Source organism: Streptomyces sp. NPDC058653, from assembly GCF_042716895.1.
Taxonomy (GTDB): Bacteria; Actinomycetota; Actinomycetes; order Streptomycetales; family Streptomycetaceae; genus Streptomyces.
On sequence record NZ_JBHXRM010000062.1, the window covers coordinates 1 to 20,660 of the forward strand.

At 69.2% G+C, this 20,660-nt stretch carries 17 protein-coding genes; 5 read left to right on the forward strand and 12 right to left on the reverse strand.

What is annotated here, in order from left to right; genetic code table 11:
- Positions 1-112: 112 nt before the first annotated feature.
- Positions 113-2,344, reverse strand: a complete 2,232-nt coding sequence (katG, locus tag ACFWU9_RS33690) for a catalase/peroxidase HPI (RefSeq protein ID WP_384324885.1) — start codon at positions 2,342-2,344, stop codon at positions 113-115.
- Positions 2,345-2,567: 223 nt separating this feature from the next.
- On the opposite strand from katG, the gene ACFWU9_RS33695 reads away from it, so the two are divergent.
- Complete coding sequence (locus ACFWU9_RS33695) at positions 2,568-2,978, forward strand: Fur family transcriptional regulator (protein ID WP_384324886.1); 411 nt, start codon at positions 2,568-2,570, stop codon at positions 2,976-2,978.
- A 114-nt stretch (positions 2,979-3,092) separates the two neighbouring features.
- A complete protein-coding gene (locus ACFWU9_RS33700; protein WP_384324887.1) occupies positions 3,093-3,800 on the forward strand; it encodes an SDR family NAD(P)-dependent oxidoreductase in 708 nt (235 codons plus the stop codon).
- A gap of 39 nt (positions 3,801-3,839) precedes the next feature.
- Here the strand turns inward: ACFWU9_RS33700 and ACFWU9_RS33705 are convergent, their stop codons facing one another.
- Positions 3,840-4,691 (reverse strand): helix-turn-helix transcriptional regulator, encoded by an 852-nt coding sequence (locus tag ACFWU9_RS33705; protein ID WP_384324888.1) that lies wholly within the window; start codon positions 4,689-4,691, stop codon positions 3,840-3,842.
- An 86-nt stretch (positions 4,692-4,777) separates the two neighbouring features.
- On the opposite strand from ACFWU9_RS33705, the gene ACFWU9_RS33710 reads away from it, so the two are divergent.
- Complete coding sequence (locus ACFWU9_RS33710; RefSeq protein ID WP_384324889.1) at positions 4,778-5,560, forward strand: SDR family NAD(P)-dependent oxidoreductase; 783 nt, start codon at positions 4,778-4,780, stop codon at positions 5,558-5,560.
- Positions 5,561-5,635: 75 nt separating this feature from the next.
- Here the strand turns inward: ACFWU9_RS33710 and ACFWU9_RS33715 are convergent, their stop codons facing one another.
- From ACFWU9_RS33715 to ACFWU9_RS33725, 3 genes are all read right to left on the reverse strand, one after another.
- Entirely contained in the window at positions 5,636-6,442 is an 807-nt protein-coding gene (locus tag ACFWU9_RS33715) for a thioesterase II family protein (RefSeq protein WP_384324890.1), read from the reverse strand.
- 362 nt (positions 6,443-6,804) lie between these two features.
- Complete coding sequence (gene ddaH, locus ACFWU9_RS33720; RefSeq protein ID WP_384324912.1) at positions 6,805-7,632, reverse strand: dimethylargininase; 828 nt, start codon at positions 7,630-7,632, stop codon at positions 6,805-6,807.
- Between the two features lie 215 nt (positions 7,633-7,847).
- Positions 7,848-8,402, reverse strand: a complete 555-nt coding sequence (locus ACFWU9_RS33725; RefSeq protein ID WP_384324891.1) for a GNAT family N-acetyltransferase — start codon at positions 8,400-8,402, stop codon at positions 7,848-7,850.
- A 110-nt stretch (positions 8,403-8,512) separates the two neighbouring features.
- On the opposite strand from ACFWU9_RS33725, the gene ACFWU9_RS33730 reads away from it, so the two are divergent.
- A complete protein-coding gene (locus tag ACFWU9_RS33730; RefSeq protein ID WP_384324892.1) occupies positions 8,513-9,544 on the forward strand; it encodes a zinc-binding alcohol dehydrogenase family protein in 1,032 nt (343 codons plus the stop codon).
- 87 nt (positions 9,545-9,631) lie between these two features.
- On the forward strand, positions 9,632-10,234 hold the full coding sequence (locus ACFWU9_RS33735; RefSeq protein WP_384324893.1) for a TetR/AcrR family transcriptional regulator: 603 nt from the start codon (positions 9,632-9,634) through the stop codon (positions 10,232-10,234).
- 37 nt (positions 10,235-10,271) lie between these two features.
- Here ACFWU9_RS33735 and ACFWU9_RS33740 read toward each other — a convergent pair whose 3' ends face one another.
- From ACFWU9_RS33740 to ACFWU9_RS33770, 7 genes are all read right to left on the reverse strand, one after another.
- A complete protein-coding gene (locus ACFWU9_RS33740; protein ID WP_384324894.1) occupies positions 10,272-11,066 on the reverse strand; it encodes an SDR family NAD(P)-dependent oxidoreductase in 795 nt (264 codons plus the stop codon).
- 77 nt (positions 11,067-11,143) lie between these two features.
- Positions 11,144-12,106, reverse strand: coding sequence for a quinone oxidoreductase family protein (locus ACFWU9_RS33745; RefSeq protein WP_384324895.1), 963 nt, complete (start codon positions 12,104-12,106; stop codon positions 11,144-11,146).
- A gap of 245 nt (positions 12,107-12,351) precedes the next feature.
- Complete coding sequence (locus ACFWU9_RS33750; protein WP_384324896.1) at positions 12,352-13,587, reverse strand: questin oxidase family protein; 1,236 nt, start codon at positions 13,585-13,587, stop codon at positions 12,352-12,354.
- A 12-nt stretch (positions 13,588-13,599) separates the two neighbouring features.
- On the reverse strand, positions 13,600-14,529 hold the full coding sequence (gene cysK, locus ACFWU9_RS33755; RefSeq protein WP_384324913.1) for a cysteine synthase A: 930 nt from the start codon (positions 14,527-14,529) through the stop codon (positions 13,600-13,602).
- Between the two features lie 59 nt (positions 14,530-14,588).
- Positions 14,589-15,239, reverse strand: a complete 651-nt coding sequence (gene epsC / locus ACFWU9_RS33760) for a serine O-acetyltransferase EpsC (protein WP_384324897.1) — start codon at positions 15,237-15,239, stop codon at positions 14,589-14,591.
- A complete protein-coding gene (locus tag ACFWU9_RS33765) occupies positions 15,236-16,141 on the reverse strand; it encodes a DMT family transporter (RefSeq protein WP_384324898.1) in 906 nt (301 codons plus the stop codon). Before ACFWU9_RS33765 ends, epsC begins: the two co-directional genes overlap by 4 nt.
- A gap of 45 nt (positions 16,142-16,186) precedes the next feature.
- Entirely contained in the window at positions 16,187-20,260 is a 4,074-nt protein-coding gene (locus ACFWU9_RS33770) for an amino acid adenylation domain-containing protein (protein ID WP_384324899.1), read from the reverse strand.
- Between the last annotated feature and the right edge of the window lie 400 nt (positions 20,261-20,660).

The following is a 20,660-nucleotide window of genomic DNA, read 5'->3' on the forward strand; positions in this document are numbered from 1 at the left end:
AACGTGGGGCTATCTGCTACCGGGGGCGGGGGGGGCCCCCCGGGGCTTGCGCGGGGGGCGACCCGGCCGTCGTGGCCTCAGCCGGATCCGACAGGATCGGCCGGGGAAACGGTCAGACGAGGTCGAACCGGTCCAGGTCCGACACCTTGCTCCACGCCGCGACGAAGTCGTTCACGAACTTCTCCTTGGCGTCGTCGCTCGCGTAGACCTCCGCGACCGCTCGCAGCTCGGAGTTGGACCCGAAGACGAGGTCCGCGCGGGTGCCGGTCCACTTGACCTCGCCGGTGGCGGTGTCGCGGGCCTCGAAGGTGTTCGCGTCCTCGGACGTCGCCGTCCACGTCGTGCCCAGGGCGAGCAGATTGACGAAGAAGTCGTTGGTCAGCGACCCGGGGGTGTCGGTGAGGACGCCGAGCGACGACTCCTGGTGGTTGGCGCCGAGGACACGGAGACCGCCCACGAGAACCGTCAGCTCGGGAGCGCTCAGGGTGAGCAGGTTCGCGCGGTCGATCAACAGGTACTCGGCGGGCAGCCGGTGGCCCTTGCCGAGGTAGTTGCGGAAACCGTCGGCGACCGGCTCCAGCGCCGCGAACGACTCCACGTCCGTCTCGCTCTGCGAGGCGTCCGCGCGGCCCGGCGTGAAGGGGACCTCGACGTCGAAGCCGGCGGTCTTGGCCGCCTTCTCGACGGCCGCCGCGCCCGCGAGCACGATCAGGTCGGCGAGGGAGATCCGCTTGTCACCGCTCTGGGCGGAGTTGAACGACTCCCGCACGCTTTCGAGGGTGGACAGCACCGTCGCGAGCCGCTCCGGGTCGTTCACCTCCCAGCCGCGCTGCGGTTCGAGGCGGATACGGGCGCCGTTGGCGCCGCCGCGCTTGTCGCTGCCGCGGAAGGAGGAGGCCGACGCCCAGGCGGTGGAGACCAGCTGGGAGACCGACAGGCCCGAGGCGAGGACCTGCTCCTTGAGGGACGCGACGTCGGCCGCGTCGACGAGCTCGTGCGTCACGGCGGGCAGCGGGTCCTGCCACACCAGCGTCTCGGAGGGGACTTCCGCGCCGAGGTAGCGCACGACCGGGCCCATGTCGCGGTGGGTCAGCTTGAACCAGGCGCGGGCGAAGGCGTCCGCGAACTGGTCGGGGTTGGTGTGGAAACGCCGGGCGATCTCGTCGTACGCCGGGTCGACGCGCAGCGCCAGGTCGCTCGTCAGCATGGTCGGCTGGTGGGTCTTCGACGCGTCGTGCGCGTCCGGTACGGTGCCGGCCCCGGCGCCGTCCTTCGGCCGCCACTGGTTGGCGCCCGCGGGGCTCTGGAACAGCTCCCACTCGTAGCCGTAGAGGATCTCCAGGAAGCTGTTGTCCCAGGTGATCGGGGTGTTCGTCCAGATGCCCTCAAGGCCGCTGGTGATGGTGTCGCCGCCCTTGCCGGTGCCGTAGCTGTTCTGCCAGCCGAAGCCCTGGCGCTCGATCGGGGCGGCCTCCGGGTCGGCGCCGACGCTGTCCGCCGGGCCCGCGCCGTGGGTCTTGCCGAAGGTGTGACCGCCCGCGATGAGGGCGACGGTCTCCTCGTCGTTCATCGCCATCCGGCGGAACGTCTCACGGATGTCGCGCGCCGAGGCGAGCGGGTCCGGAGTGCCGTTCGGGCCCTCGGGGTTGACGTATATGAGTCCCATCTGGACGGCGCCGAGGGGGCTCTCCAGATCGCGGTCGCCGGTGTAGCGCTCGTCGCCGAGCCAGGTGGACTCGGGACCCCAGTACACGTCCTCCTCGGGCTCCCAGACGTCCGCGCGGCCACCGGCGAAGCCGAAGGTCTCGAAGCCCATGGTCTCCAGGGCGACGTTGCCGGCGAGGATCATGAGGTCGGCCCAGGAAAGGCTCTGGCCGTACTTCTTCTTGACCGGCCAGAGCAGCCGGCGGGCCTTGTCCAGGTTGCCGTTGTCCGGCCAGCTGTTGAGGGGGGCGAAGCGCTGCTGCCCCGCGCCGGCACCGCCGCGGCCGTCGCTGATCCGGTAGGTGCCCGCGCTGTGCCACGCCATCCGGATGATGAAGGGGCCGTAGTGGCCGAAGTCGGCGGGCCACCAGTCCTGCGAGGTCGTCAGCACCTCGGCGATGTCCTGCTTGACGGTCGGCAGGTCGAGGGTCTTGAACGCCGCGGCGTAGTCGAAGTCCTCACCGAGGGGATTGGCCACGGCCGGGTTCTTGGCAAGGATCTTCAGGTTGAGCCGCTCCGGCCACCACCGGTGGTTTCCGCCGCCCTGGGTCGGATGAGGGGCACGTCCGTGCGCGACCGGGCAGCCGCCCTCGCCCTCCGACTTCGCGTCTACGACGATTGCATCATGGTTCTCAGACATGGGAATCCTTCTGGACCTGGCGGATCACGGTGCTGGGTTCGGCCGGGAGCCGTCACGCCGTTCCTGGCAGTCGGCGTTTCTTGGCTGTCGACCGGAACCGATCCTACGATGGACAGAGTCCAAGTCAAGAAGTGAACTAAAAGTACATCCGGTAAAAAACCGGCCAACTGGGCATCCGCAGACACGCTTCCGGATCCCGTGAGCAGTGAACAGGTGAGATTCAATGAGCGACCTGCTGGAGCGGCTGCGAGGGCGTGGCTGGCGGATGACCTCCCAGCGCCGCGTCGTCGCGCAGGTGCTCGACGGCGACCACGTCCATCTCACGGCGGACGAGGTGCACGCGCTCGCCGCGCGGGAGCTGCCCGAGATATCCCGGGCGACCGTCTACAACACCCTGGGCGAGCTGGTCTCCCTCGGTGAGGTCATCGAGGTGTCCACCGCGGGCCGCGCCATGCGTTACGACCCCAACGCCCGCCATCCGCACCAGCACTTGGTCTGCTCCGGATGCGGCACGGTCCGCGACGTCCACCCGAAGGGCGATCCGCTGGCGGGACTCCCGGTGGCGGAACGGTTCGGTTTCACGGTGTCCGATGCCGAGATCACCTACCGGGGGCTCTGCCCGTCCTGCGGCTAGCCGGCGCCCCTCGGAGGCACGCGGACAGCGGCCTGTCGTTGCACGCCCGCGGCTCCCCGACCGGGTACAGGTTGACCCTGATCAGGGAGTACGGGCAGTGGAAGGTTGGTCGGTATGGACATTTCGAGCGCGCTGGTCACCGGCGCGAACAAGGGCATCGGCAGAGCGACCGCGCGGGAGCTGATCCGCCGGGGTCTGACGGTCTATGTCTGTTCCCGCAGCGCGGAGCGGGCCGCGGACGCCGCCGCCGAGATCGGTGGGGACGCGAGGCCGCTGCGGCTGGACGTCACGGACGCGGCGAGCATCGCGGACGCCGCGTCGGGGATCGACTCCCTGGACGTGCTGATCAACAACGCCGGGATCTCCGACGAGTCCCTGCCCGCGCAGGACGAGGAGGTGGACGCGTTCCGTCGTATCTACGAGACCAATGTGTTCGGCCCGGTCGCGGTCACGAACGCGTTCCTGCCGTTGCTGCGCCGCTCCGACCACCCCCGGATCGTGAACCTCTCCAGCGGCACCGGTTCGCTGACCTGGTCGACGGAGCGGATGGGCGGCTACCGGGGGGCCTTCGCCTCCTACCGGTCCTCGAAAGCCGCGCTCAACGCGCTGACCATCTTCTACTCGCAGAGCCTGGCCGAGGACGGCATCAAGGTCAACGCGGTCGCTCCCGGACTGCGCCACACCGATCTGAACGCCAATGCCGTGGCCGCCGTCGCGGATCCCGCGGAGGCGGCCAGGGCCGTGGTCCGGCTGGCGCTCATCGACGACGACGGGCCCTCCGGCACGTATGTCAACTTCGACGGCACACCGGTGCCCTGGTAGGCGAACGGCGGCTCGACGCCGGCGCCGGACGGGCGGGGCTCAGCGCCGGTACTCCCCGGCGTCGGCTCCGAGCACGTTCAGAAGAGCCAGGGCCTCGGCGTCGGAGGATCCCTGCGGCGCGCTGTAGAGCACGAGGTGCTGGTCCCGGTCGGTGAGGGTGAGTGAGTCGCAGTCGACGGTGATGTCCCCGACGGCCGGGTGGCGGAAGGTCTTCGTGAGCACCGGCGCCGCCTGGACGTCGTGGCTCTCCCAGAGCCGGGCGAAGTCGGCGGAGGCGTCGCGGAGTTCGTCGACGATGCCGCTCACCTCGGGGTCCGTCGGATAGCGGGCGAGTGTGGCGCGCAGCCGCATGACCACATGCTGCCGGAACTCGGTGGCGTCGGAGATCCCGTACGGCACCCTGTCCGGCTCCGTCGACCCGAGGAACGCCCGGCGTGCGAGATTCCGGTCCTCGGGGGCGAGCTCGGCGAAGTCCTCCATCAGCGCGGCCGCGAGGCCGTTCCAGGCGAGCACCTCGAACGTCGCGGACACCACGAGACCGGCCGTCTGCGGCAGCCGTTCGAGGAGCGCGAGGATGCTGGGGCGGACATCGCGCCGGTGCAGCCGGTTACGGGTCGGAGCGGTGCCCGCGAGGACATGGAGGTGGTCGGACTCGGCGTCGCTGAGCCGCAGCGCGCCCGCGATCCCCGCGAGGACCTCGCTCGACGGCCGGGGCGCCCGGCCCTGTTCGAGGCGGACGTAGTACTCCGTGGAGATGTGCGCGAGGACCGCGGCCTCCTCACGGCGAAGCCCCGGTGTCCGGCGTCGCGGTCCGGACGGAAGGCCCACGTCCTCCGGCCGGAGCCGCTCGCGACGGCTGCGGAGGAACGCCCCCAGCTCCTGCTTGTTCATACTCCAAGTCTGCACGCCGCGCGGCGACGGATCCTGGTACCGCCTGTGCCTGTATCCGTTTCCGACGCCAGGACGACAGTGACCACATGACCAACACCACCGAGATCGCGTCCATCGGCCTGCTCACCGGCAAGGTCGTTCTCATCACCGGCGCCAGCCGCGGCATCGGGGCGGCGGCGGCCCGGCTCTTCGCCTCCGAGGGCGCCGCCGTCGTGCTCGCCGCCCGTGGCACCGAGGCCCTGGAGAAGATCGTCGCCGAGATCCGCGCCGACGGAGGCGTCGCCGACGCCGTCACCCTGGACCTCGCCGACCGTACGAGCATCCGCGCGGCGGTCGACCGTGTCGAGGAGCTGCACGGGCGGCTCGACGGCGCGTTCAACAACGGCGCGACGATCCAGCACCCCGGCCCGCTCGACACCACGAGCGACGAGGACATCGACGAGCAGTTCGCCGTGAACTTCCGCTCGCACTGGACCGCCATGACCGCGCAGGCCGCGCTCATGCGGCGCGGCAGTGGCGGCGCGATCGTCAACACCTCCAGCATCGGCAGCCGCCGGGCGAATCCCGCGCTCCCCGCGTACGGCGCGATGAAGCGGGCGCTCAACAGCATCACCGAGACGGCGGCGGTGACCTGGGGCCGTCAGGGAATCCGGGTGAACGGCATCACCCCCGGCGGCACCGCCACGGAGATGATCGACGCGTGGGAGGCGGTGTCCCCGGGCATCATCGAGCGCAATGTCGCGGTGACCCCGCTCGGCCGTATGGCCGAGCCCCGTGAGGTGGCGGAGGTGGCGGCGTGGCTGCTCAGCGACCGCGCCTCCATGGTGACCGGTGCGATCGTGCCCGTCGACGGTGGCGCGGGCGCCTGACGCACGGCCGCTTCCCGGGCGGCGCCCCGCGCCGTGAGGGCTGCCGCCCGGGGGCCGGTCCCCAACTCCCGCTGTTCACACCGTGGTTGCGCTACGCTCCGCACGACGCCCACGCGCGGTGAAGGACACCAGATCCCGTGAGATCGCCCGCGCCATCTCCGGCTCCCGTTGCTGGAGATAGAAGTGGCCACCGTCCAGGAAGGCGGCGGTGAACGAGGCCGTCGTGTGCTCGCGCCACTTGAGGACCCCTTCGCGTGACACGCCCGCGTCCTGCTCGCCGCAGTAACTCCTGATGGGGCAGGCCACCTTGCTCCCCGAGAGGTCCTGGTAGGTCTCCACCGCCTTGAAGTCGGCACGCAGGGGCGGGATGACGGTGGTCGGGAACTCCTTGTCCGCCAGCAGGGCCGGCGGCGTTCCCGCGAGCTCCACCATGTGCGCGACGATGCCGTCGTCGTCCCTCAGATGAATCCCCCGGTCCTGCCGGACGGACGGCGCGGCCCGCCCGGAGACGATCAGACCCACCGGACTGACGCCGTGCCACCGCTCCATCCGCAGCGCGACCTCGTACGCCATGGCGGACCCCATGCTGTGCCCGAAGAGCGCCAACGGCCCGTCCAGCCAGAGCTCCAGGGCCTCGACGGCCTGGTCGGCCATCTCATGGAGATCCTCCAGAACGGGCTCGTCCAGACGGTCCTGTCTGCCGGGGTACTGCGCGACCAGCACGACACCCGAAGCCGACAGCGTGGCCGACAGGGAGAAGAAGGCCGAGGCGGAACCCCCGGCGTGCGGGAAACAGACGAGGGTCGGGGCGTCGCCTCGTGCCTGGTGGAACTGGCGCATCCAGTTTCCGCGCACGTTGCTGCCGCGGCGCATGCTCTTCATCGATTCTCCTGCTCCTTCGCACGAGCGATCCGTATGCCGTTCAACCGAGGCATTCGGTTTCTCCTGGGAATCCGGGAAGGCGGGCCCGGGAAAGGAGCGCGAGGGAATTACGCGCGACCGATGCACGGTATTCCCCGGACCCGCCGGTATTCACCGTTGTCCGGCCGGCCGTGAATCAGCGCACTCGCTCGCACAATCACGGTCACCGAATTACCGCGGCCAAGCATACTTTCCGCCGTACGGGCGGAGAAGGGGAAAGCGCCTCCTACGGCCGGGAGCCGCTTACCGCTTGGGCGGGCACGTCTGTCCCGTCAGCGGGACAGACGGTCCGGGGCCTCATCGGGCGGGGAACGGTACCCGCCTCAGCCTCTCAGTTCGAGCGTGCAGCATTTGACGCTGCCGCCCGCCTTCAGCAATTCGGTCAGGTCGGCCCCGACAGGGGTGTAGCCGCGTTCGCGCAGCCGCGCCGCGAGGCCGACGGCCTGCTCGGGCAGAGTCACGTTGAGGCCGTCCGACAGGGCGTTCAGGCCGAACACCGCCGCGTCGGCCTCCTCGGCCAGGATCGCGTCGGGGAAGCGCTCGGCCAGAATGCCCTGGCTCTCCGTGGAGAACGCCGCCGGGTAGTACATGACCTCCCCCTCGTCGAGCACGGCGAGGGCCGTGTCCAGGTGGTACCAGCGCGGGTCGACCAGCGTCAGGCTCACCACCGGGCGGCCGAAGAACTCCCGCATCTCGTCGTGCGCCCGGAGGTCGGAGCGGAAGCCGCTGCCGGCCAGGATCTCCCCGCCCACGTAGAGGAAGTCGCCCTCGCCCTCGTTGATGTACTCGGCCTGGCCGACCTCGAACCTCCCGTCGCGGCGGAACCACTCCAGGTAGGCGGCCGCCTCGTCGGCGCGCTGAGGGTGCCGGAAGCGGGCGACGAGCACCTTGCCGTCCACGACGGTCGCGCCGTTCGCGGCGAACACCATGTCGGGCAGGTCGGGCAGCGGCTCGATCAACCGCACGTCGTGCCCCAGCCCGACGAATGTGTCGTGCACCCTTTTCCACTGCCCTACCGCGACCTGCGTCGAGGTGAGTCTGCCCGGGTCCATCCACGGGTTGATCGAATACGTGACGTCGAAATGCGTGGGAGGGCACATGAGATAACGCCGCGGCGTGGCCGCACGGGCGCTGCCCTCAGCCCTCTCCAGAGTTATGTCCGACACCTTGGCCCCCGTCCTGTCTGCGGAAAATTCTGGAACATTGAAGCAGGACCGGAAAGGAATCGCGAGCAAAAGGCGGAGAAGCGTGATGCGACGGGCGAACGGCATGGATAAGCCGCCGCGTTCTTGCGCGGCGGCCGTGCGGGTATGAGAATGCGCTCGGGCAGGGGAACGCGCTCGGGCGACAGGGGAATTCGGCGGGATTACCGCACGCCCCGGACCTCCGGGTCCGGCTTCCACTCGTCGACGAGGAGCCCGAGCAGTACCTCGTCCATGAACTCGCCCATCACCCAGGCCGATGAGCGCAGCACGCCCTCGCGTACGAAGCCGTTGCGCTCGGCGGAGCGCAGCATCGCGGCGTTGTCCGACAGCGTCTCGATCTGCAGCCGTCGCAGCCCGCGCACGATGAAGCCGTAGTGGCACAGCACCGCGACCACGTCGGCGCCGTAGCCCCTGCCACGGGCGGACGGCAGCAGCCCCAGCCCGATGTGCGCGGACCGGTTGTGGTTGTCGATGTCCCACAGGACCGCGGTGCCGACGAGGGCGCCGCCGTCCAGCTCGACCACGGAGAACGGGACGTGCCCCTGCTCCGTGTCGTCCACGACGAGCCGGGAGTCCTTGGACCCGGGTGTGATCGGCCGCCACGGCCGGCTGTCGGCCCGCGAGGACGTGACCACGTCGTCGTAGAGCTCGGCCCGCAGGATCGGGATGTCGTCCTCGTGCCGGGCCCTCAGCCCGACTTCGGTGCCCTTCAGCATGCGAGTTTCCTATCCGACGGGACCGGCCGGCGGCAAACGGAAAAGGGGGGGGCGAGGCGCGGCAGGCGCTCTCGTTTGCCCGGGCAGGCCGGGGACCGCAGGGTGGAAGCATGACGTCCGCCGGCTCCGTCGCGGAGACACAGCACTGCTGGGCCGTCGAGAGACCCGGCCCGATCGGTACGGGACCGCTGACCCGTGTGGTCCGGCGCACCCCTGTCCCGGGCCCCCGCGATCTGCTGGTGCGGGTGGAGGCGTGCGGCGTCTGCCGTACGGATCTGCACCTGGCGGAAGGTGATCTGGCGCCACGGCGGCCTTCGACCGTCCCCGGCCATGAGATCGTCGGCCGCGTGGCCGCCGTCGGTGACGCGGTGACGTCCTTCCGCGTCGGCGACCGTGTCGGCGGCGCCTGGCTGCGCGGCACGTGCGGGCGGTGCCGCTACTGCCTCGCGGGGAAGGAGAACCTCTGCCCCTGGTCCACCTACACCGGGTGGGACGAGGACGGCGGCTTCGCCGAGCTGACACTGGTGCCGGAGGCCTTCGCCTACCCGCTCACGGAGGCCCACGACGCGGTCTCTTTCGCGCCCCTCCTGTGCGCCGGGATCATCGGCTACCGCGCGCTGCGCCGCAGCGCACTGCCCGAGGGCGGGCGGCTCGGTATCTACGGCTTCGGCGCCTCGGCGCATCTGGCGGCCCAGGTGGCCCTGGCCGAAGGAGCCACGATCCATGTGCTGACCAGGTCGGCGCGGGCACGTGGGCTGGCGCTGGAACTCGGCGCCGCTTCGGCCGCCGGCGCCACCGACGGCCCGCCCGAACCCCTGGACTCGGCGGTGCTGTTCGCCCCCGTGGGCACTCTGGTGCCGGTGGCCCTCGAGGCGCTGGACCGGTCGGGCACGCTGGCGATCGCGGGGATCCACCTTTCCGACATCCCCTCGCTCACCTACGAGCGCCATCTCTTCCAGGAGCGGGACCTGCGGAGCGTCACTTCCAACACCCGCCAGGACGGTCACGAGTTCCTGGCCCTCGCCGAACGCATCCGCGTCCGGGCCACGGTGACCCCGTACCCGATGAGCCGGGCGGACCAGGCACTCGCCGACCTCGCGGCGGACCGCGTCGACGGCGCCGCCGTCCTCGTCCCCGACTGACCGGGCCCCGTCCGGCGCCTGCCCGCCTGTCACGACCACGCCGCCGATGGATACTGGGTCAGGGGGTTCCGTTCCGGGAAGGCTGCGATGAGTGGTGCGTTGACGGCGAAGGGGCAGGCCACGCGGGCACGGATCGTCGCGGGCGCTGCCGAGGTGGTGCGGGAGAAGGGGGTCGCGTTCGCGACGCTGGACGATGTGAGGGACCGCACCGGTACCAGCAAGAGCCAGCTGTTCCACTACTTCCCCGAGGGCAAGGACCAACTCCTGCTGGCGGTAGCGCAGTTCGAGGCGGACCGGGTGCTGGACGACCAGATGCCGTATCTGGGGCGTCTGGATTCCTGGGACGCCTGGGAGGAGTGGCGGGAGACGGTGCTGAAGCGGTACGAGGAGCAGGGGGACCAGTGCTCGCTCGGTGCGCTGATCATGCATGTCGGACGCTCGACCCCGGGCGCGCGGGCCATCGTGGTGGAGATGCTGCGTCAGTGGCAGGAGCATCTGGCCGTGGGCATCAGGTCGCTGCGGGCGGCCGGGCATCTGCCGGCGTCGTTCGATGTCGACCGGAGTGCCGCGGCGCTGCTCGCGGGCATTCAGGGTGGCGTGTCGATCATGCTCTCGACCGGCCGGTCGACGCATCTCCGGGCGGCACTGGACAGCGGGATCGGCCAGTTGCGCGACGCCGGGACCGGCTGACCCGGCGCGGGGGCACCGTCGTCGCCCTCGGCCCGGCTCATACGTCGTAGGCCCCGCCGTCGACGTGCAGGGTCGTGCCGTTGATGTAGCCGGCCGCCGGACTGGCGAGGAAGGCGACGACGTTGGCGTACTCCTCCGGACCGGCGATGCGGCCCGCATCGTTCGGGGCGAGCGCGGCGGTCTTCGGCTCGATCTCCGCCCAGGTCTCCCCCCAGCCCTGTGCCCGGCCGACGCCGACCAGGAGGTCCAGTGTGGCGGGGGTGAGGATGCCTTCCGCGGCGACGGCGTTGGAGGTGACGCCGGAGTGCTTCAGTTCGCGGGCGAGGGAGACGGCGAGATTGTTCCGGGCGGCGTTGGTGGAGGCGTAGTGGGGCTGGCTCGCGGCGGGCCGGTGGCCGGTGACGCTGCTGATCTGGATCACCCGTCCCCAGCCGCGTGCGCGCATGTCCGGCAGGAGGCGCTGGATCATACGCACGCCGGAGATGACGTTGATGTTGTAGATCTCGGCCCAGGAGTCGGGCGGGGTGTCGCCCCACCGGGCCGTCGGCTCGTAGACGCCGACGTTGTTGACGAGGATGTCGACCGGTCCGTCCTGCGCCGCCGCGTCCTGGACGTGCGCGGCGCCGCTGTCCGTGGCGAGATCGCCGATGGCGATGTCCGCGACGCCGCCGTCCTCCCGGATGGACTTCGCCACCGCCGTCGCTCTGGCCCGGTCCCGGCCGTGTACGACGATGGTGGCGCCCTCGGCGGCGAGGCGGCGGGCGATCGCCTCGCCGAGGCCGCTGCTCGATCCGGTGACCAGGGCGCGCTTGCCGACGAGCTGAAGATCCATTGTTCTGAGTCGCCTTTCACTGGGTGGGGCGCCTGGGAGGAGCCGCGGCGGCACGGCGGCCGGCGCGGTCCGTGCCGTCAGGGCAGGAGGAGCAGCTTTCCGGTGGTGCGGCGCGATTCGATGTCGCGATGGGCCTGCGCGGCGTCCTTGAGGGCGTAGCGCTGCCCGATGTGGGGCCTGAGCTGTCCCGAGGCGACGAGGCCGAAGACCTCGGCGGTCCGCTCGCGCAGGGCGCCGGGGGTGGGCACATGATCGGCGACCGTCGGATAGGACAGCAGGACGCTGTTGGGCAGCTCCATCGGATTGACCGAGAGATCGCCCATCAGCACGCCGTAGTAGGCGTGTACGCCGTGGCGGCGCAGGGCCAGCTGCGAGGACCGGAAGGTGGCCGGGCCGGCGCCGTCGTACACGACGTGCGCGCCCTCACCGCCGGTGAGTTCCCTCACCCGGTCCTCGAAGCCGCCGCCGCTGGAGACCAGGACATGGTCGGCGCCGGCCTCGCGCGCGAGCGGGACCTTCTCCGGCCGGGAGACCAGGCCGACGACCGTGCCCCCGCGTGCCTTGACCATCTGGGTCACCATCAGACCGACGCCGCCCGCCGCCGCGTGGACGACAGCCACGTCGCCCGGCCCGACCGCGTACGTCTGCGTGGTGAGGTGGTTGGCGGTCAGCCCCTGCATCATCACCGCCGCCGCGGTCTCGTCGTCCACGCCGTCGGGGACCTTGACCAGGCGGTCGGCGGGGACGGCGAGTTGCTCGACGTAGCTGCCCCGGTGGTAGTACCAGGCCACCCGGTCACCGACGGCGAGTCCGCTCACGTCCTCGCCGAGCGCGGTGACGTGGCCCGTTCCCTCCACTCCCAGGACGGTGGGCATGGTCCAGCCGGGCAGGTGCCTCGTCCGGACGCCGACGTCCATGAAGTTGACGCCCGCGACGCTCGGCCGGACCAGCGCCTCTCCCCTGCCCGGTGCGGGATCCGGGAGTTCGGTCCAGGTCATGGCCTCCGGGCCGCCGTACCGCTTCACGACGATCGCGCGCATGCGGACATCTCCTCGCCTCGTTCCGGGGGGTGCGGGACGGGGTGTCCCGCCGGACACGGGCAACCGTAGGAGGAAGAAAATGGACCAGCAAGTCCAGAAAATGGGGGCGCCGGGCGGGGACAGCAGAGCCCAGGCCGGCGGCGCCGGCCTGGGCTTCTCGCTGGTGCTCGCCCCGGATCCACCCCGGGGCGGGACGGTCAGGGCCCGACCGTCAGGGCACTACGGGGGGGGAGCAGGTCAGGCAGTCACGACGACTTGAGTACCTCCGGTGTCGGAGTGAAGTGACCGGCCGCGACGCGGAAGATCGACCGGCGACCGGTCCTCCTCCACACCCGCCGCAACACGTACACCAGCTTGGGGTTGTGCTCCTCGACCTGGTCGACCGAGCGGGCGACGAGCCGGTCCCACTCCTCGTCATTCGTCGGATCGCCGCTGTCGTCCACGGCTTTCCCGAACTCCGCGTGCAGCTCGGCCAGTCCGGCCCTGGCCGGGAACTCCGCACGGGAGAAGGCGATACAGAGGATCCCCGTCCAGAAGCATCTGACCGCGTACTTCTGCCGATCGCGGGGCAGACGGGCGGCGATCTGCTCCATCGCGTGGAGCGAGGTGATCAGATGCAGGACGATGAAGTCTCCGGGCATCGCCAGATACATCAGGGCGACCGCGTAGTACAGCTGCTCCCAGCTCTCCGAGGGGTCCTGGTCCTCGGTCCACGCCGGAGCCCGGTAGATCAGGGGGTGCCCCTCGCCGAGCACCTTGGCGATCCGGTACTGCAGTCCCGCGAGCTCGGGGTGGATGTGCGCCGTGGCGCCCGGTGTCGTGTCGGCGATCAGTGCGTCGACCCATCGGCGGAGCGCTTCGTGGTCGTCCTCCCAGGCGCCCGCGATTCGCAGCAGGGAGTCCACCGCCGCCTCGTCCCGCGATCCGTCGTCCCGTAGCGGCGTCGTCCGTTCCGGGTGGCAGGAGACATACGAGAAGGCCAGATAGGCGAGGCCCTCGATGGTCATCCAGCGGTTTCCCGCGTCCAGGGCCCAGCCCAGGTGGATGGTGGCATGGGTGAAGGCGCCGACCCAGCCGGGGAGGAGCGTGGGGACGTAGCGGCGCAGCAGCTCGTCGAGGCCGAGCTCCTTCTCCCGCCGGTCGAAGAAGTCGCAGTAGTCCGCGAAGTCGGTGCGGGCGCCGACGTAGCGCTCCCAGTTCTCCTCGGTGATGCCCTGCTTCGAGACCCTCGCCGGTTCCAGGTCGTAGCCGTAGGGCGTGAGTGTCGTGTAGCCGCGGTAGTACGCCTCGATCCTCTCCGGCGGTGCGCCGAGGCCGGCCAGGGCGACGACCGCGTGTTTGGCGTGGTTGCTGAGGTGTTTGGCCGACGGCAGCAGTCGGTCGGCCGGGAAGGCCGGACCGGTCAGGCCGGGGTCGCTGTTGAACTCGATGTAGTAGGTGCGGTCGCTCAACAGCCGTTCGACCAGGGAGAGATCAGTCATGTTCGTCTGGGCTCACTTCTCTGTCTCGTCGTCGTCGGCGGCGGCCTGCAGCCAGGACAGATAGCGCTCCCCGGTGTCCGGGAACACCGTCACCACCGTCTTTCCCGCGTACTCGGGCCGCGCGACGAGCGTCCGGCAGGCGTGCGCGGCGGCCCCGGACGAGACGCCGACCAGCAGCCCCGCCGTACGCGCGAGCATCCGGGCGCTGGAGAAGGCGTCGCTGTCGGAGATGGTGAGCACCTCGTCGATCATGTCGAGGTCGGTGGTCGGCGCGACGAAGCCACCGTTGAGGCCGGGGATGCGGTGCAGTCCGCCCCAGCCCTCGCTGAGCACGGGCGAGCGCTCCGGCTCGACCGCGACCACCTGGATCGCCGGGTTCTGTTCCTTGAGGTAGCGGGCGGTGCCGGAAAGCGTTCCGCCGGTGCCGACCCCGCAGACCAGCACATCGATCTCGCCGTCGGTGTCGAGCCAGATCTCCGGTCCGGTGGTGGCGTAGTGCGCCTGTACGTTGTCCGGATTCTCGTGCTGGCAGGCGAACCAGGAACCGGGCCGCTCACGGTGGATCTGCTCGGCCTTCTCGATGGCGGCCACATATCCCTGCTCGTGCGGGGTCTGCACGATCTCCGCGCCGAACGCGCGCAGCATCTGGACGCGCTCGTTGGTCGCGTTGTCCGGCAGCACGATGACGCACTTGTAGCCGCGTGCCGCGCACAGCGCGGCCAGCGAGATGCCGGTGTTGCCGGAGGTCGCCTCCACGACGGTGCCCTCGCCCCGGCGGAGCAGCCCGCGTTCCTCGGCGGCCTCGATCATGTACAGACCGGTGCGGTCCTTGACGCTGGACAGCGGGTTCGCCATCTCCAGCTTGGCGTAGACGGTGGTGTCCCTGTCCGGGGCACCGAGGTCCAGCCGGACCATCGGGGTGCCACCGATCAGGTGCTCCATGGAGGCGGCCAGCGGCCGCTTGGTCGACGTCAGCACAGTAACTCTCTCTGAAGGTCGGGTCACCAGGTGGGAAAGGTGAGCGGGGTGGCGTGGTCCCGGTGGGTCTTGGTGATCACGGTGGGGGTACGGAGCTGCTGCTGGCGCTGTGTCCGGCGGGTGCGGGGACGCCCCGCCTCGGCGGTGGGCGCCAGGACTCTCGCGCCGTCGGCCACGTCCCGGATGACCAGCGCCTGCGCGCCGATCACCGCGTCCGAGCCGACGGTGATCGCTCCCAGCAGGGTGGCGTTGGCGCCGATCACCACCCGGTCGCCCACGGCGGGGTGTCTGCGTGACCCCTCGGGCCGGTCCTGGTCGTGCCACCAGCCGACCGAGCCCAGCGTCACCTGGTGGAAGATGGTGACGTCGTCGCCGATGACCGCGGTCTCGCCGATCACCACACCGGTGCCGTGGTCGATGAAGAACCCTCGGCCTATCCGGGCGCCGGGGTGGATCTCGATCCCGCCGGACAGCACTCTCGCCAGGGCCGACCCCAGCCGGGCCGCCCTGCGCTTGCCGCGCAGATGCAGCCGGTGCGTCGCGCGGTACCCCCAGATCGCCACCACCGCCGGGTGCAGCAGCGCCTCGGTGCGGGAGAGCATCGAAGGGTCGCGCTCCCGGATCATGTCCAGATCGGCCATCGCCGCGCGGTACAGCCCGCGGACGCCCCTCATGATTCCTTCACCAGGGAAGGCTCGCGGCGGGGACCGGTGATGCGGTTCTCCGCGTATCCGACGCCGGCGAGTACGACCAGACCGCCCACGATCAGGTTCCAGGTCACCGGCTCGCTCAGCAGCAGCACTCCGGTCAGGACGGCGAACACCGGGACCACGTAGTTGACGGCGGAAGCGGTGGTGGCGCCGACGTCACCGATGAGCCGGAAGTACAGCACATAGGCCAGACCGGTGCTGAGCACCCCGAGACCGACCACGGCGGCGACGACCTTGCCGGTCAGCTCCGGGGTGTGCCAGGTCAGGAACGGGGTGGCGAACGTCTGTAGCACGGCGGCCGCGATGAGCTGCGAGGCGGCGAGCGCCGTCGGGGCGAGGCCCTTGGGCGAGAGGAACTTGCGTACGTACACGAACCCGCAGGCGTAGCTCAGCGCGGCGCCGACGCAGGCCAACTGCCCGCCGAGCGAGCCTGCCGAGTCGGACCAGGGGCCCATGACCAGCACCACACCGAGGAAGCCGGCCACCAGACCGATCGCCTTGCGCGGCGTGGCCCGCTCGGTGGGCAGCGCCGCGGTGGCGAGGGTCAGGGTGAGCAGCGGCGTGACGCCGATCAGCACACCGGCGAGGCCGGCGCCCGCGGTCTGCTCACCGTAGGAGATCAGCAGGAACGGTACGACGTTGCCGAACAGCGCCGCTACGGCGATATGGCGCCAGATCTCGCCGGAACGGGGCAGGTTCACCTTCCGTACCGCGACGATCAGGGCCAGCACGGCGGCCCCCAGAATGAGGCGGGCCAGCACGATCTGGCCGGGAGTCAGCCCGTCCAGCGAGACCTTGATCAGCATGAAACTGCTGCCCCATAACAGGGCCAGTAAGAGAAATCGGGCCAGGGTGGCGTTGGTCATCGCACCTCGTCTACGTGGCTCATGGTTCTACGTCCCCCCGCGCGCTCAGTAGTTCGGTGACTTGTGCAGGAGCTCTTTCCGGTTGACGATCTCGGGGACGTAGACCCGGTCGTTCCACACGTCCTTGTCGACCGGCTCCAGGGCGATCGAGATGACGCCCTCGTCGCAGGTGAACGCGGTCCTGACCGCCTCGGTCACGGCGGTGACCAGCTCGGACCGCCGCTCCTCGGAGAGCGAGGAGGAGAAATATTTGATGTTGACGTGCGGCACGGTGGACTCTCCTGTGTCGGTGGGCAGACGGTGACGGATCGCCGTCACCAGTTCGTCTATGTGCGATTCCCTCAGCAGGGTGTAGTGGTCGGCCGCGAGGTCGACCACATACGGCTGAGCGACCGAGTAACCGGCGCTGTTCTCGATGAACGAGTAGTTGTCGCCGGTGGCTTTGAAGATCGTGACGGGCGCGCTGATCCGCCTCGCCCGGAGTTCGCTGAATTCGTATTCGAAGGTGTACGTGCGGTGCACCACCGCCGCGATTCGCTTCACCAACTCGGTGTCCAGGTGCGGGAAAGCCGCGCTGATGAACTCGGCGAAGCTGTCGTCGTCGTGCGCGGCCCGCAGACACTCCTTCAGCTCGGGACCGTTGATGCGGCCGGCGAAGACGGAGAACAGGATGGTGACGTACGCCCGGTCCCGGTAGGCGATCTCACCGTCGGCGTCGGCCTCCACCTTGGGCGAGCCCGGTGCGATCAGGAACAGGTTCTCCACCCGTTCCCCGGCCTGTTCGAGCTGGTGGGCGGCCTCGAAGGCGACCCGGGCGCCGAAGGAGTAACCCCACAGCGTGTAGGGCCCGTTCGGCTGGCGCCCGCGGATCTCCTCGATGTCCCGCGCGGCCATCTCCTGGATGGTCGGATAGATCTGTTCACCGGGATTGATGCCGTGCGCCTGTATCCCGTAGAAGGGGCGGTCGAGGTCGACGCTGTCGGCCAGCAGGCGCAGATTCATCGGGTACCCGCCGAGCCCGGGCCAGCAGTAGACGGGGTTCCCCGTCCCCGCCGTCCGCAAGGGGACCAGCCTGGATGCCCCGTCGGTGGACTTCGCGCCGATCCGCAGCGCGAGCTCCTCGATCGTGGGCGCCTCGAACAGCACCTGCAACGGAAGCGAGCTGCCGAACTCGCGGTTGAGCCTGTTGATCAGGCCGACCGCGATCAGCGAGTTGCCGCCGGAGGCGAAGAAGTCGTCGTGGACCGAGATCACGTCCCGCTTCATGCCCTTCTTCCACAGCTCGGCGATCCGCCGCTCGGTGGTGGTCCTCGGCGCGATGTAGGGCCGGTCGTCGTCGGCGACGGCGGCGTCGGCCAGGCGCTCCATCGCCGCGGTGTCCGTCTTGCCGTTCACCGTGGTGGGCAGCTTGTCCAGCACCATGACCCGGTTCGGAATCATGTAGTCGGGAAGGGAGTTGATCAGATCGTCCCTGATCATCTCCGCCGGTCCCCTCATATGGACGGTGTCCTCCTTCATGCCCTCGGCGCGCACCTGTTCGTCGCTGACCCGTCCGCCGACGAAGAAGTAGGACGGGCCACCGCGGAGCCCGGCGTCGGCCAGAATGCTCTCGATACGCCTGGCGGCCGGCAGGTCCGCGCCGGACTTCGAGCTGTACCCCGAGGACATGAAGCCGAGGTTCAGCTCGTTCATGGACAGGCGTTGCAGTCCCCGGCCGAGATCGACGTAACGCCTCCACTCCTCGCCGGTCCTGCTGATCACCGAGATACCGAAGCGGGACCGCTCGTAGACCTGCTGGTTGATGGCGATGACGTGCTTGCGCAGGATCAGCTCGTCGGAGATCAGCTCCAACTCGCCGTTCAGGTAGCGGTACTGGCCGGCGGGCAGATCGGGCACCCCGCCCGGATGGGCCTGCACATAGATGTCCAGCGGGAGATCGACGGCGGTCGTGTGCGGCACGATCTCGAAGGTGCCCAGATAGTGGTCCTCGGCGGCGCAGTCGAGACTGTCCATGGTGGCCGGGGCGTACTGCCCGTCGACGATAGTCAGACCACGGCCCGGCAGGATCTCCTCGAACAGTCCGACCATGTGGCCGGTCTCAATCTCCAGGACCTCCTGGAGGTTGTTCTTGTAGACCGGCTCGATCGCCCGTCGCTTTCCCACGAAGTGGACCGCGATCCGAGGCGCGGGCGCGGTGTCGTCCTTCGGGCTGATCAGTACCAGCTGGTGGCGGACCGGGTGGTAGTAGTAGAAGCCCGGTGCGAGATCGCCGATCCGGTCCAGTTCGAGGTACATCTGCGTGGCGTACAGGGACCCGGGTGAGGCGTAGGCGTACTTCGGGAGCAACCGCTGGTCGCTGAGGTGGGGTCCGAAGTGGCGGAGGATCTCCCCGAATTCCGTGAAATCGACTGTTCTCAGATCGCGGGGAAGGGTGCCGGTCGTCCGTTTCGCCAACAGCTGGAGGATATCGGCCTTGGTGACCTCGCCGCCCTCGTAGAACCGGTAGGTCCTTCGGGCGAAAGCCTGCCGCCGCTGCTCGGGCGTGGCCTCGCCGCCGGGTAACGCGATCAGTTTCCTGCCGTCCATCTCCTCGGCGTCCCGGCAGCCGGAGTTGGCCAGTTGGGCACGGACCTGGAGCCGGCTCGACTTGGACTGGTGGTGCGCGCCGTGGTTGCCCTGATCCATCAGGGCGGCTTCCTTGGGATCCAGTTCGACAAAGGAGATGAGATTCTGGAATCCGGTGCGCGGGTCGTCGCGTACCACCACCGCCGCGCTCTTCACCCAGTCGTGGTTCTCTATCGACACTCTGATCTCGTCGAGTTCGACCCGGAAACCCCGGAGCTTCACCTGATTGTCGATACGGCCGACGAACTGCACGGTGCCGTCGGTGTTCCAGTACGCGAGATCACCGCTGCGGAACAATCGGGTGCCCGGCGCGAAGGGATTGTTCACGAATCGTTCGGCGGTCAGCTCCGGCCGGTGCAGGTATCCACGCGCCAACTGGGCGCCGCCGATGTACAGTTCGCCGATCTCGCCCACCGCGACCGCGTTCTGCTCCCGGTCCAGGATGTGATACTGCGTACCGTGCGCCGGGGTGCCGATCGAAATCGGGTTCGGACCGCTCTCGACGGCAGCGGGATCGACGGTGTGTGCGGACGTGTTGATGGTGCATTCGGTCGGGCCGTAAAGATTGATCAACTCGCAGTGCGGCAAGAGGTCGACGCATTGCGCGGCAAGGCTTTTCGACAGCGCCTCACCGCCGCTGAAAATCCCCCTGAGCGAAGTGCACTTGACGAACTCGTCGGTGTCCAGGAGCGCTTGGAGAAGCGTGGGAACGCACTGGAGCGTGGTGACGTCGTGCCGCTCGATCGTCTCGATCAGACGCTCGACGTCCCGGTACACACCGGGACCTCCCATCACCACTTGGCTGCCGCACCCGGGAGCCAGGATCTCCCACTGTGCGGCGTCGAAGCTCATGGGTGTTTTCTGGAGCACCGTCGCTTCGCGGTTCAGACCGAAAAAAGTCGCCAGCCACTGTAACTGGCTGACGACACTTCGGTGTTCGATCATGACCCCCTTCGGCCTTCCCGTACTGCCGGAGGTGTAGATGACATACGCGAGATTGTCCGGACGGGGAGCGGGAGGCCGGCGCCTGCTGTCGGCCGGGTGCTGCCGGCTGAAGGCGGCCACATCGTCGAGGGTGACGATCCTGGTCCCCTTCGGGGCTAAGCCGACCAGCCTCGACGCGAGTTCGCGCCGGGAGAAGACGACCCGGGTGCCGGAGTCCTCGATCATGTAGCGCAGCCGCTCTTCGGGGTACTCGGGCGAGAGGGGTAAATACGCTCCGCCGGAGAAGAGGATGCCCCAGACGCCCACCATCAGCTCTGCCGACGGTTCCACGAATATGCCGACGCAGTCGTCCGGCGCCACATCGAGGTGGTGCAGATACGCGGCCAGTTCGGAGCTCTGCTGCACCAGCTCACGGTAGGTGAGGGTTTCGTTGTCGTGGACAACCGCTCTGCTGTGCGGATGTGCACAGGCTTGTTCCAGAAGTAGATCAGGCAGGCACTTCTGACGCGGTATTTCCCGGGCCGATTCATTGGACACGGTGGTGTACATGACCTCACTCCCTCTTCTACGAAACAGCAGCATGCTCCGGCGGAGTGTGCGGTACTCCGGCCGGGCAGGGGACAGCCCTCTGTCTATGGAGATGAGTACGGGCATCAGCGCGACAGGGGTCGGCCCTGCGGCGAGGAGAGTAGGTCCTCATTTCTCTCTCGTCGCCCTTCCAACGAAGTCGCTGAAAATGACAGGAAAATCAGCCCGATCCGTTCGGCACAGAAGTGCGGAATTGCAAACGATCAGCAGAGTAACGAGACGGTGACTTGCCCGTCAAGATCGAAGAATGAACCCTGTCCGATTCCAGTTCTTGCAGGACGCTTGCAGAACGCTTGCAGGTATGGGTGGGGGCCTCAAACACAGTGGGTATGCACTGAAGTGCACGGTCAGGAGATGGTTC